The 12,958-nt window shown below is 73.7% G+C and carries 15 protein-coding genes; 11 read left to right on the top strand and 4 right to left on the bottom strand.

What is annotated here, in order from left to right:
* The first annotated feature begins 49 nt into the window (after positions 1–49).
* From SNR22_RS24275 to SNR22_RS24265, 3 genes are all read left to right on the top strand, one after another.
* Positions 50–1,504 (top strand): PAS domain-containing sensor histidine kinase, encoded by a 1,455-nt coding sequence (locus SNR22_RS24275; protein ID WP_320069049.1) that lies wholly within the window; start codon positions 50–52, stop codon positions 1,502–1,504.
* Positions 1,505–1,574: 70 nt separating this feature from the next.
* Entirely contained in the window at positions 1,575–1,994 is a 420-nt protein-coding gene (locus SNR22_RS24270) for an ATP-binding protein (RefSeq protein ID WP_320069048.1), read from the top strand.
* 183 nt (positions 1,995–2,177) lie between these two features.
* Positions 2,178–3,062 (top strand): DUF5926 family protein, encoded by an 885-nt coding sequence (locus SNR22_RS24265; RefSeq protein ID WP_320068960.1) that lies wholly within the window; start codon positions 2,178–2,180, stop codon positions 3,060–3,062.
* Positions 3,063–3,242: 180 nt separating this feature from the next.
* Here the strand turns inward: SNR22_RS24265 and SNR22_RS24260 are convergent, their stop codons facing one another.
* On the bottom strand, positions 3,243–4,451 hold the full coding sequence (locus SNR22_RS24260; RefSeq protein ID WP_320068959.1) for an arginine deiminase: 1,209 nt from the start codon (positions 4,449–4,451) through the stop codon (positions 3,243–3,245).
* A 164-nt stretch (positions 4,452–4,615) separates the two neighbouring features.
* Here SNR22_RS24260 and SNR22_RS24255 point away from each other — a divergent pair, with 164 nt between their 5' ends.
* The 5 genes from SNR22_RS24255 to pheA all read left to right on the top strand — a co-directional run bounded on the left by SNR22_RS24255 (position 4,616) and on the right by pheA (position 8,122).
* Positions 4,616–5,356, top strand: coding sequence for a hypothetical protein (locus SNR22_RS24255; RefSeq protein ID WP_320068958.1), 741 nt, complete (start codon positions 4,616–4,618; stop codon positions 5,354–5,356).
* 173 nt (positions 5,357–5,529) lie between these two features.
* On the top strand, positions 5,530–5,988 hold the full coding sequence (locus tag SNR22_RS24250; protein WP_320068957.1) for a hypothetical protein: 459 nt from the start codon (positions 5,530–5,532) through the stop codon (positions 5,986–5,988).
* 92 nt (positions 5,989–6,080) lie between these two features.
* A complete protein-coding gene (locus SNR22_RS24245) occupies positions 6,081–6,464 on the top strand; it encodes an ACT domain-containing protein (RefSeq protein ID WP_320068956.1) in 384 nt (127 codons plus the stop codon).
* Between the two features lie 146 nt (positions 6,465–6,610).
* Positions 6,611–7,156 (top strand): hypothetical protein, encoded by a 546-nt coding sequence (locus SNR22_RS24240; protein ID WP_413775699.1) that lies wholly within the window; start codon positions 6,611–6,613, stop codon positions 7,154–7,156.
* Positions 7,157–7,165: 9 nt separating this feature from the next.
* Entirely contained in the window at positions 7,166–8,122 is a 957-nt protein-coding gene (gene pheA, locus SNR22_RS24235) for a prephenate dehydratase (protein WP_320068955.1), read from the top strand.
* Between the two features lie 58 nt (positions 8,123–8,180).
* On the opposite strand, the gene SNR22_RS24230 is transcribed toward pheA, so the two are convergent.
* The 3 genes from SNR22_RS24230 to SNR22_RS24220 form a co-directional block, all read right to left on the bottom strand.
* Positions 8,181–8,903, bottom strand: a complete 723-nt coding sequence (locus SNR22_RS24230) for an AIM24 family protein (protein WP_320068954.1) — start codon at positions 8,901–8,903, stop codon at positions 8,181–8,183.
* Positions 8,904–9,066: 163 nt separating this feature from the next.
* Positions 9,067–9,414, bottom strand: a complete 348-nt coding sequence (locus SNR22_RS24225) for a metallopeptidase family protein (protein WP_320069046.1) — start codon at positions 9,412–9,414, stop codon at positions 9,067–9,069.
* A gap of 205 nt (positions 9,415–9,619) precedes the next feature.
* Positions 9,620–10,051, bottom strand: coding sequence for an OsmC family protein (locus SNR22_RS24220; protein WP_320068953.1), 432 nt, complete (start codon positions 10,049–10,051; stop codon positions 9,620–9,622).
* A 194-nt stretch (positions 10,052–10,245) separates the two neighbouring features.
* On the opposite strand from SNR22_RS24220, the gene SNR22_RS24215 reads away from it, so the two are divergent.
* From SNR22_RS24215 to SNR22_RS24205, 3 genes are all read left to right on the top strand, one after another.
* Positions 10,246–11,022 carry a hypothetical protein gene (locus tag SNR22_RS24215; protein ID WP_320068952.1) on the top strand — a complete coding sequence of 259 codons (777 nt, stop codon included), beginning with the start codon at positions 10,246–10,248 and terminating at the stop codon, positions 11,020–11,022.
* A 193-nt stretch (positions 11,023–11,215) separates the two neighbouring features.
* Positions 11,216–12,037 (top strand): HAD family hydrolase, encoded by an 822-nt coding sequence (locus tag SNR22_RS24210; RefSeq protein WP_320068951.1) that lies wholly within the window; start codon positions 11,216–11,218, stop codon positions 12,035–12,037.
* Positions 12,037–12,849: an HAD family hydrolase gene (locus SNR22_RS24205; RefSeq protein WP_320068950.1), complete on the top strand. Its 813-nt coding sequence runs from the start codon at positions 12,037–12,039 to the stop codon at positions 12,847–12,849. Before SNR22_RS24210 ends, SNR22_RS24205 begins: the two co-directional genes overlap by 1 nt.
* The last annotated feature ends 109 nt before the right edge of the window (positions 12,850–12,958 follow it).

Genomic DNA, 12,958 nt, shown 5'->3' with positions numbered 1-12,958 from the left:
CGACCGGTCGGGGGTGTCGATGGAGGGGCCGGCAGAGCACACTCGGGACATGCCGGACCGCACGGACCTCGCCGCTCTCATCGTCGGCCATGGCAGGGTGGTCGAAATGATCAACTCTGGTGAGGCCGGGCTCCCGGTCCTGAACCGGCTGCTCCAGGTGGTGCAGTCGACCATCGGAGCGGCCAGCACGGCTTTCGTGGAATTCGCACCCACCGGCGGCCGGGTGATCGCCGCGACCAGCAGCGCCGACTGGGCCGTCGGCCGGCCGGTGTCGCACACCGACCCGGCCACCATCTGTCTGCTCTCCGGCCCCCGCGTCCGCGACATCCGGGTGGACCGGATCCCCGGCCCGGTCGGCGAGGAGCTCACCGGCCGGGGGCTGCACCGGATGGTGGCCGCGCGGGCCGAGATCGGCGGGTTCACCGTCGGCAGCCTGCACGCCTTCTACCCGGACCACGACGACTCCACAGCCCGGGGGCAGCACGAGGTGGTGGAATACATCGCCTCCTGCATCGCCCACATGTACGGCGACCAGAGCGGCCTGCCGGTGCACGGCGACGGCCCGGTGGTGGCGGCGCTGGCCGACGGTCTGGCCGTGGTCGACCGGGGCGGCCACGTCCGGCTCTGGAACCCGGCCGCCGCCCAGGTGACCGGCCGGCCGGTTGCCGAGGCGCTGAACCGCCCGCTGCCGTTCCCGCTCCCCCCGTCCGGACAGGTCCTCGACCACCGGTTGCCGGACGGCCGCTGGCTGAAGATCACCTCGGGGGAGCTGCCCGGCCCCGGCGCGCTGCACGTGGTCACCTTCCGGGACATCACCGACCAACAGCTACGCGACCAGGACCGGGACCTCTTCGTCGCGGTCACCAGCCACGGGTTGCGCACCCCGGTCACCGTCATCAAGGGGTACGCCGACACCCTCACCGACCACTGGGACTCACTGACCGACACCGACCGGCGGCAGGCCGCCCGGGTCATCGGGCAGCGGGCCAACGAACTGGCCCGGCTGGTCGACCGGCTGCTCGTCTCCGCCACCGAGGGGCGCCCCGGTGAGCCGCCGGCCCCGTTCGACCTCGGCGAGGCGCTCCGGGCGGCCGTCGCCGACCTGCCCGGCGACCTTCGCCGCCGGATCGTGCTGGACGTCCCGGCCGGGCTGCCGAAGGCGGTCGGGGACCGGCAGATCCTGGCGACGGTGCTGACCGAGCTGGGCACCAACGCCGAGAAATACTCCCCACCCGACTCCCCGATCGAGATCGTCGCCAGCGGCAACGACCAGACCGTGTGCTTCCGGGTCAGCGACCGGGGCATCGGCATCCGGCCCGAGCACGTGGAGCGGGCGTTCGACCGGTTCTGGCAGGGCGAGTCCGGCGACCGCCGGGGCTACCCGGGCGCGGGGCTCGGCCTGTATCTCGTCCGACGGGTCGTCGAACAGCAGAATGGCTGGGTATCCCTGCGTCCGAGGGCAGGTCGCGGTACGGTCGCAGAGGTGCGGCTGCCACGCGGTTGAGCGCGGACGAACGCCACCGCGGGCGAGAAGGAGCACGGTGACCAGGAGGCCGGTCGAGCGGTCGTGGTGCGTGGTGGTGCCGCACGACGTGACCGGCGCGCGCCTGGCCCGGCACCGGCTCGCCGACGAGCTGACCGGCCTCGTCCTCCCGCTGCTGCTGGCCGACCTGGTGGCCGTCCTGGCCGAGCTGGTCGGCAACGCGGTCCGACACGCTGACCCGCTCCCCGGCGGGGTGGTCCGGGTGGCCTGGCGGCTGCGTCCACTCCCCGGCGACGGGCACGTCGTCCAGCTCCGGGTCACCGACGGCGGGGCGGGCGTCGGGCCACTCATTCGGCCCGCCACCCTGGACGCGGTCGACGGCCGCGGCCTGCACATCGTCTCCGGGCTGGCCAGCCGCTGGGGCGTCGACCGGGACGGCCTCGGGCAGAGCGTCTGGGCCGAGTTCGACCCCGCCGGCACGTCCCACCCGGATCTCGTCGCCGCCGGCTGATCCCGTCCCCGCCCTGTCGGCCGCACCTGGTCGACGTCGGGGGCGTGCCCCGGCCCGTCGGGGCGGGTGCCTGGTCGGGCCGGACCCGGCGCGGGTGGGGCGGGTGCCTTCTCGGACCGGACGCGGCGCGGGTGGGGCGGGTCGGCGCCGTCGCTCCCGGAGCGGCCTCTAGGCTGATTCGCCGTGAGCAAGCGTCGAAAGAACCAACGGGCCGCCGAAGTCACCCCCAAGCGGGAGAAGGTGCGGGACATCTTCGTGCCCCGGCCGTTCGAGGGGCTGACCGACGAGCCGGAGTGGATCGCCCTGCGCGAACTGGTCCCGGCCGCATCCGCGCCGCTGCGGCTCGTCCCCGAACTGGTCGAGGAGCACGGCGACCGCCCGGTCACCCTGGCCAGCGTGCTGCCGACGGCCGCCCCGGCGATGACGAAGGCCGACGGCCGGGTCCTCATCGGGCTCCAGCGCCACCAGCAGTCCGGCGACGTCTCCCGGGACTTGGCCGAGGCGCTGCTCTGCGCGCTGCGCGCCGAGCCGGGCAAGCCGGTCATGGTGCCGCCGCTGCCGGGCCCCGGCCCTCGACTCCAGGACATCCTGGTCGACGGGCCACTGGAGATCAGCATGCACGAGGGCTTCGAGTTCTGGCTCGACCCGGGGGCCACCGACGACCCGACCGTCCAGGCGTCGCTGGAGCGGGCCAACGCGGCGATCTATCCGACCGTCCGGCTGGCCGCCGCGCGGGCCGCGTACTGGTGCCAGGTGCCGGAGAAGGCACATGTGCGCTGGGTGCTCCCCGACGACGAGGACGCTGCCCTGGACGCGCTGGCCCGGCTGAGCGTGGCGGGCACGCTCACCCTCGCCGGGAACACCAAGTTCGCCGGCATGTTCCGGGCGCACGGTCGCCTCGTGCCGGTCTGGGACCTGCCCGAGGACGTGCCGGCGGCCGACTGGGAGCAGCCGGTGACGGAGTTCGGCAAGCGCTACGCCGAGGCGCTGGAGACCGGAGAGCCGCTGGACGCGGCCGGCCGCCGGGCCCGGCACGGCCTGCTCGGCCGCCAACTCACCCTCCGCTGACCCTGGTCACGCCGCCACTGATCCCGCGCCGCTGCCAGAGCCCGCAACAACCAGGCCCGCGCCGCCCCGGAGTCCCCACCGCCGCTGAGCCGCTCGCACGGCTCGGTGGGCACTCCGGGGGTGGGTGGGCCGCTGACAGGCCCCCTGCACCCACGCCAGGCGTCGCCCAGGGGCCCTCCGTCACCGCTTCAGCGGGTCGCGGACCAGGGGGCAGGACATGCACCTCGGGCCGCCCCGGCCGGAGCCCAGCTCGGAGCCGGCGATCGGGATGACCTCGATGCCGGCCCGTTCGAGCTGGGCGTTGGTCCCGGTGTTGCGTTCGTAGCCGACACAGAGCCGGGGGGCGAGGGCGAGGGTGTTGTTGCCGTCGTCCCACTGCTCCCGCTCGGCGGTCACCGGGTCGAGGCCGGTGTCGATGACCCGGAGCTGGTCGAGGTCCATCGCGTCGGCGGCGGCACGCAGGAACGGCGCCGGCCCGTCCACCTGCGGCTCGCCGTCCGGCCCGGCCACCACCGTGTACGCGGCCAGGGTGCTCGCCACGTTCGCGTACATCAGCACGGCGTCGACGTCGACCATCGTGCAGATCGTGTCCAGGTGCATGGTGGCCCGCTCCTGGGCGATCGGAACCACCAGGATGGTGTGGGCCAGCCCGGCGGCAAACACCTGCCGGCCGAGCCGTTCCGCCCCGGCGGGTGTGGTCCGCTCGCCCACCCCGACCGCCAACACCCCGGGGGCCAGCAGCAGCACGTCGCCGCCCTCCAGAGGTTCCAGGCCCGGGTGGTAGACGAACTCCGTGCCGACGAAGCGCGGGTGGTGTCGGTAGATCGCGTCGGTGATGGTGGTCTCCCGGCGGCGGGCCGGCATGGCCAGGCTGGTCACCCCGACCCGGTCGCCGATCCACAGTGAGGAGTCCCGGGTGAAGAGCAGGTTGGGCAGCGGGGCGATGACGAAGTCGTGCCGGTCCATCAGGGTGTAGACCAACCCGCCCGGCCGCTCCCGGCTGAGCCGCAGCTCCTCGTGGGCGAGCCCGGCGATGAGCACGTCGGCGAGGGCTGCGGGGTCGAGGTAGGCGAGGTGCTCGGTGACCCGGCGGCGCAGGGCGTCGCCGAGCCGGGGCGAGCTGAGCACCTGCTCGGTCAGCCCGGCGCGGGCGTCGGCGACGGCGAGGGTCTCGGCCAGCAGGGTAGCGAGGTAGAGCACCTCCACCCCGCGCTCGCGCAGCGCCGCGGCGAACGCGTCATGCTCCTCCTGTGCCCGTCCAACCCATGGGATAGCGTCGAAGAGCAGGGAGTCGTTGTTGCGAGGGGTGAGTCGGGCCAGTTCCGGGCCGGGTCGGTGCAGCAGCACCGTGCCGAGGCGGCCGACTTCGCTGTCCACGTAGTGGGTCACCCGGCCAAGCGTAGGGCAGGGTTTGGCGGCATCCGGTAAAACAACTGTGGATGAATATGGCATTCATCCGCACTCACTCCGGCGCTTCGACTTGCCGGGTACCCGGTAGGTCAACGTAGGGTAGTGAGGACATAACTTCGAGGGACCTTTTGCCGGAGGTCGCGATGACTGTCTTTCCCGCACGTCCAGCCACACCCACCTCGCGGACACTGCCGTCCGTGTCGGTGCCACACCCCCGCCCGGAGGCGTCGGGGGTGCTCGAGCCGATCCGTCCGAGCCCACTGGAGTGGGCTCGCCGTCGGCGCGCCGAGCGGGGCGCCCGCCGGTTGGAGGCGGCCGGGGCACGCGCCCTCGGTCGGCTCGACCACCTCGGGCCGGCCTGGCACGTCATCGAGTGGCCCCGCACGGACACCTCGGACCTCCTCCTCGACCAGGGGCAGGACGACCGGGCCGGCTTCCTCGCGATCGGCCCCAGCGGCCTCTTCGCAGTGACCATCGCCGACCACGGTCGGGCCCGGGTGCTGGTGGCGGGAGACGTCGTCCAGATCAACGGCAAGCGACCGCCATATGTGGTCGAGACGCGCCGGGACGCCAAGCGGGCGAGCAAGGCGCTCTCCAAGGCCGTGGGGCTGACGATCCCGGTGACGCCCGTGCTGACCTTCGTCGGCTCCGGCGTCATCAGCGTGTACGGCCTGCCGAACGACTGCATGATGGCCACCCACCGCGAGCTGGATCGCCTGCTCGTGGCCGGGGGCAACCGGATCAGCCCGGCCACCGCCGAGAAGCTGGCCCGGGTCGCGCAGCATCCCGGCACCTGGATGAAGGGCACGTACCGTCCAGCCGCCGACTACCGGTGGTTCGACGACGGCCGAACGGCCGCTGACAAGCCGGCCAACCGCCGGTAACGTCTCCGGCGACGCCACGCGGTCCGGTCACCACCCCGGAACACCGGCCGCGCCGTCGCCAGCCACCCGGTCAGGGCAACTGATCACCGGCGGCCCAGTGACTGGTACGCGGTCGGCAGTCTTCGCGACGACCGGTTAGCGTGGACAGACCGTCGGTGTACATAGGAGGTGCGGTGGCCCACGTCGAACTTTCCCTCTCGGAAGTGTTCGCGCCTGCCGCCCGGACACCGCCGGAGCAGGAGTCCGACAACTTCGGGCAGTGGTCGGCCACCGTGTTCGGTGCGGCCGAGCCCTGCCTGTTGATCGACGTCGACACCCGCGTCGTCGCGGTCTCCGCGGCCGGCTGCGACCTGCTCTGCCTGGGTTGCCCGGAGGACGTGATCGGCCTCCCGCTGCTCGACGGCTGCCTGAGCCTGCTCGACTTCACCGCCAACCGGGGCGAGCTGACCGAGCAGGAGACCGACAAGATCCCGCCGCTGCTGGCCCTGCACTCCGGGCGGCTCGCCCGGGGGCTGCTCCGGGTCCAGACCTCGACGGCGGGCCGGTCGGACCCCACCGTGGACGCCATCTCCACGCCGGTGCTGACCGGCGGCAAGGTCGCCGGGTCGCTCACCTTCTTCTCCGAGGTCTGATCCGCCCATTGCCGCCCTGAACTGCACGAATGTGGGCTTCGCCGCACCCTTGGCGCTGTGGCGGGCCGACATCCAGGCCGTAGGGTGCCCTCATGATCGATGTCGCTCTGCTGCCAGGGGAGTACGCGGTGTGCCGGCTGACCGCCGACGCCACGCTCCGCCCCGCCCTCTGGGGTGACCTGGCTGACGACGAGGTAATCAGCGTGAGCTGGTCCGTCGACGGGATCTCGGTGATCTGCCCGGCGTCCCGCGCCCCGACCGAGGTGGAGACCGACTGGCGCTGTCTGCGCATCGTCAATCCGTTCGGCAAGGCGGTGACCGGCACCCTGGCCGCGCTGGTCGCCCCGCTGGCCGAGGCACGCGTCAACGTGGTGGCCTTCTCCACGTACGACACCGACCACGCGCTGGTCCCGGCCGTGCGGCTGGACGAGGCGACCTCCGCGTTGCGTCGGGCCGGCCACCGCCTCCTCGACTGACGGCGCTTCGCCCCGGCCCGCTGTGCCCGCGCCCGGGACGGCGTCGCGCGGTCGGCCCTTCACCGGAGCCTCGGCGGCTCCTACGATGGGCTCGGCCGCCCGGCTGCAATGACAGTCCCCGATGCAAGGATCGGCTCGTGCCGCCCATCGCACCGCACCACGCCGTACCCCGCAGGCCGTCCGGCCCGGTCGGGCTGCTCGCCGTCGCGTCCCTCGCCCTGGCATCCGCCGGCTGCGGCACGCCGCCCGAGCTGCGTCGGCCGGCCCCGGTGCCGAGCGTCACGGCGGGCGCCTCCGCCAGCCCGACCCCGCCCGCCACCCCCGTGATCCCGGTGCCCCCGCCGCCGGCCGCCCCGCCCACCGCCAACGCCGACCTGGTCGCCACCGCCTGCCGGGAGGGCCCGTCCGGGGATCGGGTGATCACCCTGCTGCGGAGTTCGGCCGGCGTGCTGCCCCGGTCGGTGGGGGTGCGGGTGCGCATCGGCCCGCTCTGTGCCGGGGACTGGCAGTACACCGTGCTCCGGGTGACCGGGCACGAGGAGCTCCAGGTGGTCACCCGGGGGCGGCCGGGGGCGCTGGAGCTGGTCACCGCCGGCACCGACGTCTGCACCATCGAGGTGCGGGTGGCCGGGCCGACGGGCATCCGGACGCTCGCCTGCGACGGCGGGACCGTGGGCGTACCGGGTGCGTAGGCTGGCGCCATGCCCGGAACCCCGCCCACCCGCTTCGTCTACCTCGGCCCCGAGGGCACCTTCGCCGAGCAGGCGCTGCGCACCGTGCCCGCCGCCGAGCGCGGCACCCGTACGCCCGCCCGCAGCGTTGGCGAGGCGCTGGAGAGCGTCCGGGCGGGGGATGCCGACGCGGCGCTGGTGCCGCTGGAGAACTCGATCGGTGGCGCGGTCGGGGTGACGCTGGACGAGCTGGCCGAGGGCGACCCCCTGGCGATCACCCGGGAGGTGATCCTGCCGGTCGAGTTCGTGCTCGGCGCCCGACCGGGGGTGATCCTGGGATCGATCCGCTCGGTGGCCGCCCACCCGCAGGCGTCGACCCAGTGCCGAGGGTGGCTGCGCGCGTACGTTCCCGACGCGATCGTGGTCGACGTGCTCTCCAACGGGGCCGCTGCGGCCGGCGCGGCCGGCGGCGAGTACGACGCGGCGATCTGCGCCCCGATCGGGGCGGCCCGGCACCGGCTGGCCGTGCTGGCCGACAAGATCGCCGACCACGCCGACGCGGTGACCCGGTTCGCCCTGCTGTCCCGCCCCGGCCCGCCCCCGCCCCCCACCGGGGACGACGTGACGTCGCTGGCCGTGTACATCGCCCACGACCGGGTGGGCGCCCTGCTGTCGGTGCTGATGGAGCTCGCGGTGCGCGGGATCAACCTGACCCGGATCGAGTCCCGCCCGACGGGTGAGGCGCTGGGACGATACGTCTTCTTCCTGGACTGCACCGGCCACGTGGCCGACGTCCGGCTCGGGGAGGCGTTGCAGGGGCTGCGCCGGGTCTGCGCGGACGTACGTTTCCTCGGGTCGTACCCCCGGCACCGCTGGGCCGACGGCTCGGGCGACCGGCCGGTGCCCGCGCCGGCCGGTCTCTCGGACGCCGACTACCTCGACGCGGCGGCCTGGCTGACGCGGCTGCGCGCCGGCGAGCTGAGCTGAGACCGGGGTGCCCGCGGTCCACGGGCACCCCGGCCGGGTCAGCGCCGACCGGCGCCGGTCAGCTCAGCAGGCCGCCGAGCAGGCCGCCCTGCTGCTCCTGGGCGCCGCTGCCGGCGACCGGCGGCTCCTCGGAGGGCTGCACCACGACGAAGCCCTGACCGGCGAAGCTCATCGTGAACGCCTCGCCGGTGCTGCGGCCCAGCAGCGAGCCCAGGCCGAGCTGCTCGGCCCGGTGGTAGCCGGTCTGCAGGTTGGCCGACCAGCAGACGGCGGCCTGCGGGTCGACGTAGGTCGGGGCGTCGACGTTGAGCACCACCGGGGTGCCCTTCGTGGTGATCGCGATCCGGCCGTGACCGGTGAAGACGCAGTTGAACAGGCCGGACGAGGAGGCCATCCCGGCGCCGCCCACCATCCGGATGTCGTACTGGAGGGTGGAGTCGAAGGCCAGCACGCTGGAGCCGTTGATGGACAGCGCGTCGCCCGGCTCCAGGTCGACGATGTGCACGTCCTTGGCCAACTCGGCGAGGAAGACGTCGCCTCGGCCGCTGAGCTTCATCAGCGGGACGCCCTCGCCGGTGAGCTTCTGCTTGAGGAACTTGCCCAGACCGCCGGAGCCCAGGGCCTGGAACTGCACCTGCCCCTGGTAGGCGACCATCGAGCCGACGCGGGCCATTGCCTCGCCGTTCAGCTCGATCTTCAACATCTTGGAGTTCTGCAGCCGCATGCCGGGCTGGGCGGACTCCTTCTCCAGGTTCTCGGCCGAGAACAGCGCGCTGCGCATGGAAGTGCCTCCTGATTCGGGGTGTCTGCCCGGAGGGTAGGAGACCAGCGCAACTCGCCGAGCCGGCCGGGTACGGCCTTCGACCCGGGCCACGGGTGCGTACCGGCGCCGGGGGACGCCGAGCGACGGGACCGGACGGGCGGAAACGGTGGACGGGCCGGTCTCAGCCCCAGCCGAGGTTGTGCAGGCGCTCGTCGTCGATGCCGAAGTGGTGGGCGATCTCGTGCACCACGGTCACCGCCACCTCGTCGACGACGTCCTCGTCGGTGTCGCAGATCCGCAGAATCGGCCGACGGTAGATGAAGATGCGGTCCGGCAGGACACCGGAGTAGTCCCAGCCCCGCTCAGTGAGCGCGTGCCCCTCGTAGAGACCGAGCAGGTCCTCGTCGCCGGGGGGCGGGTCGTCCTCGACCAGAATCACCACGTTGCTCATCAGCCCGAGCAGTTCCTCGGGGACCTCGTCGAGGGCGTCGCCCACCAACTCCTCGAAGCGTTCCTTACTCATCTCCACCGCCACGCCCCCATTGTCCCCCGAACCGCCCGGCCCGCCGACAATCGAAGATCCGCCCAGGTACGCAGAGGTGCCCCGTCCGTGGCGGATCGGAGGACTCCACTCCGCCCGCGATGCCCGGCCGGCCGGGCATCGCGGGCCCCGGGCCGAGAGAGGCCCGGGGCACCGGCCGGTAGGGGTCAGGAGGCGATACGGGCGGTAGGGGTCAGGAGGCGAGACGGGCGGTGAGGCTGATCTGGGCGCCCGGGGAGAGCAGCCGCGAGATGGGACAGTTCTCCTTGGCGGTCTCGGCCAGCTCGGCGAACTGAACCTGGTCGAGGCCGGGGGCCTGGCCGACCGTCTCCAGGTCGATCCGGGTCACGGTCATTCCGGCGTCGGTCTTGTCGAAGTGCACCTTGGCGACGGTCTCGACCCAGGTGCCGGTGACACCGGCGTCGGCGAGCTGCTTGGAGAGCGCCATCGAGAAGCAGGAGGCGTGGGCCGCACCGATGAGCTCCTCGGGGTTGGTCCCCTCGCCCTCCTCGAAGCGCGACTTGAAGGAGTAGTTCCCCTGCAGCCCGCCCTTGCCGGTACGGACCGTGCCGGAACCCTCGGCGAGATCGCCCTGCCAGCGTGCGGATGCGTTACGGATAGGCATGCACCGACGCTAACCGAAAGCCGGGCGGCGGACGAGCGACTGCTCCCGATCGGGTCCGGACGGGCCCGGTCCGGCCGGCACCGACCCGGCGGCCGATGGGTTCCGCCACGGGACCGGGGCGCGTCGACTTCCGGGCTGCGGTGTGGCCTGTGTCATGATTCGGTTCTGGCCCGTGAGCGGCGGAGAGGTGGCCGATGTCCCAGGATCTCCCCATTCCCCGGCAGGACAACCGGTCCGACGGCACCGCCGTAGTGGAGTGGGGCGGGCCCGGGTCCACACCTCCCGAGCGGGTCGGCCGGTCGCTGGCCGGGCTGGGGCGGGACCGGCGGCTGCCGCTGGTGCCGGCCGGCCTCGGCGTGGTGGCGGCGTTCGCGTCGCTCATCGGCGAGTGGATGGTGATGACCGTCCCGAACGGGGGTCCCGAGGGCAACACCTCGTTGCGGGTGCCGGGCGGGGTGGCCGACATCGGCGGGTTCGGGGTGGGCTACCTGGTGGGGCTCCTCGCGCTGTGCATGGTCCTGGGCCTGGCCCTGGGCGGGACGGCAACCGTGCGGCACAACGCGCGGGTGGCCGGCCTGGCCCTGGCGGTGACCCTGCTCGGCGTCCTCGCCGCCACGGCGTTCTCGCTCGACGACTCCGGCCAGCGCACCTTCTTCTACTCTCCCGAGGACGGCTTCAAGGTCGAGTACGGCCGGGGGCTGGTGATGGCGTTCGTGGCCTGCGCGCTGCTGGCGGCGGCGCTGCACCTCGGCGGGCGGGTGGACGCGTGGCGCCCGGAGCCGGGCACCTCCGGGCCGGCCGGCACGGCGTCCGACGGAACCGGACCGGCGGCCCCGGAGCCCGAGCCGGACCGCTGGGGCTGGCGGGGTGCCACGTCCCGGCCGGGCGGCGACGGAGACCTGCCGCCCGCACCCACGGACCTCACGGTCCGATCCACCGTGCCCTTCGCCCGCCCCGAACCACCCGCCTGACGACCGCCCCCGGGCAGCACCCGCCCGCGAGCCGGGCAACATTCGGCTGAGGGCTCCTCCGTTGCCGCCCGGGTGGTCGGGAAGTCACGGCTGCGAACTACTCGGCGAGGTACGGTTGCTGCCCGCCGTCACTGTCGGTCGAGGCACCGACCACCGGACGGCTGACGTGACGGCGGCGGGCGAAGGAGGAACCATGACCCGTCCGGGACTGCCCAAGCTGGTCGCCACCGACCTCGACGGGACGCTGGTCCGCAGCGACGACACCGTCTCCGCGTACACGCACCAGGTGCTCGACCGGGTGCGGGCCGCCGGCATCCCGGTGGTCGGCGCGACCGGCCGTGGGCCGCGGCTCACCGAACTGACCCGCAACGACATCCGCGCCGCCGACTTCCTGGTGATGGCCGGCGGCGGCCGGGTGGTCGACCAGAGCGACCCGGATGGCCCGCTGGTGCTGCGCGACGAGCGACTTCCCGGTGCGGTGCTGGCCCGACTGCTCGCCGAACTGGAGGCCGAGGTCGGCCCGCTCACCGTGATGGTCGAGGCGTCCGACGAGCACGAGGCCCCGCTCTGGGGCGACTACCACCCGAGCTGGCCGTACCCGGACCGGTTCGAGGCGCGCACCCGCGACGAGTGCGTCTCCGGCGACGTGATCAAGGCCTTCGCCCGGACCGCCGACCACCACGTGGACGCGCTGCTGGAGACCGCCCGCCGGCTGCTGCCGCCGGAGGTCGCCTCGCTGACCCAGGCCGGGCTCGGCTTCGTCGAGATCAGCCCGCCCTGGGTGGACAAGGCGTCCGGGCTGAGCGTGGTGGCGCAGCGCCTCGGGGTGGACCCGGCCGAGGTGCTGGTCTTCGGCGACATGCCCAACGACCTGCCGATGTTCGAGTGGGCCGGTTGGGCCCGGGTGGCCGTCTCCAACGCCCACCCGACGGTCCGGGCCGTCGCCGACGAGGTGACCCTGCGAAACGACGACGACGGAGTGGCGGTCTACCTCGACCGACTACTCTCCCGGTGATGGGAGAGACACCTCGGCTGGTCGCCAGTGACATCGACGGCACGCTGCTCGGCGACGACCGCATGATCAGCCCGCGCACCCGGGACGCACTCGACCGGATGTCCGCGCGGGGCACGCCGGTCGTGCTCGTCACCGGCCGTCCGATCCGCTGGCTCTCCCTGGTGTACGAGCAGCTCGCCGCGCCGCTGCCGGCGATCTGCGCCAACGGCGCGGTGGTGTACGACCCGCAGACCGACAAGGTGCTGCGGGCCGACCCGCTCGCGCCGGAACTGCTCGCCGAGGTGGCCCACCGGCTGCGTGCCGAGGTGCCCGGGGTGAGCTTCGCGGTGGAGATCGGCGACAGCCGGGAGATGCGACACGAGGCGCACTACCCGCTGCGCTGGGACGCCGATGACGAGCTGATCCGGGCGGTCACCTCACCCGAGGAGCTGCACTCGGCGCCGGCGGTGAAGCTGCTGGCCCGGGCCGGCGAGCAGGACCCGGACGTCTTCGTCCAGGTGGTCGCCGGGGCGCTGCGCGGGCTGGCCGAGGCGACCCACTCGTCGTACACGGGGTTGGTGGAGATCTCTGCGGCCGGGGTGACCAAGGCGGCCGGCCTGGCCTGGTACTGCGCGCGGCTGGGCATCGACCAGCGAGACGTGCTGGCCTTCGGCGACATGCCCAACGACGTGCCGATGCTGACCTGGGCGGGCCGGGGGGTGGCGGTGGCCAACGCGCACCCCGCCGTCCTGGCGATCGCCGACGAGGTCACCCCGGCGAACTCGGAGGACGGCGTGGCCGCGTACCTGGAGAAGGTCTTCGGGGTGGGGTGAGTCGCGGGGGGGGGGGGGGGGGGGGGGGGGGGGGCGGCGGCGGGCGGCGGGGGCGGGGGGGGGGGGGGCCCCGGGCGGCGGGGGGGGGCGCGGGCGGCGGGCGGGGCGG

Origin of the sequence: Micromonospora sp. RTGN7, from assembly GCF_033804645.1 — a bacterium.
Lineage (GTDB): Bacteria > Actinomycetota > Actinomycetes > Mycobacteriales > Micromonosporaceae > Micromonospora.
Note: the sequence above shows the minus strand (reverse complement) of the source record. Positions and strands in the feature narration are given on the sequence as shown.

Coding starts and splice junctions, on each gene's coding strand:
- SNR22_RS24215 (WP_320068952.1), top strand. CDS start 10,246: ATGTCCCAGGATCTCCCCATTCCCCGGCAGGACAACCGGTCCGACGGC.
- SNR22_RS24210 (WP_320068951.1), top strand. CDS start 11,216: ATGACCCGTCCGGGACTGCCCAAGCTGGTCGCCACCGACCTCGACGGG.
- SNR22_RS24220 (WP_320068953.1), bottom strand. CDS start 10,051: ATGCCTATCCGTAACGCATCCGCACGCTGGCAGGGCGATCTCGCCGAG.
- SNR22_RS24245 (WP_320068956.1), top strand. CDS start 6,081: ATGATCGATGTCGCTCTGCTGCCAGGGGAGTACGCGGTGTGCCGGCTG.
- SNR22_RS24205 (WP_320068950.1), top strand. CDS start 12,037: ATGGGAGAGACACCTCGGCTGGTCGCCAGTGACATCGACGGCACGCTG.
- SNR22_RS24275 (WP_320069049.1), top strand. CDS start 50: ATGCCGGACCGCACGGACCTCGCCGCTCTCATCGTCGGCCATGGCAGG.
- SNR22_RS24255 (WP_320068958.1), top strand. CDS start 4,616: ATGACTGTCTTTCCCGCACGTCCAGCCACACCCACCTCGCGGACACTG.
- pheA (WP_320068955.1), top strand. CDS start 7,166: ATGCCCGGAACCCCGCCCACCCGCTTCGTCTACCTCGGCCCCGAGGGC.
- SNR22_RS24230 (WP_320068954.1), bottom strand. CDS start 8,903: ATGCGCAGCGCGCTGTTCTCGGCCGAGAACCTGGAGAAGGAGTCCGCC.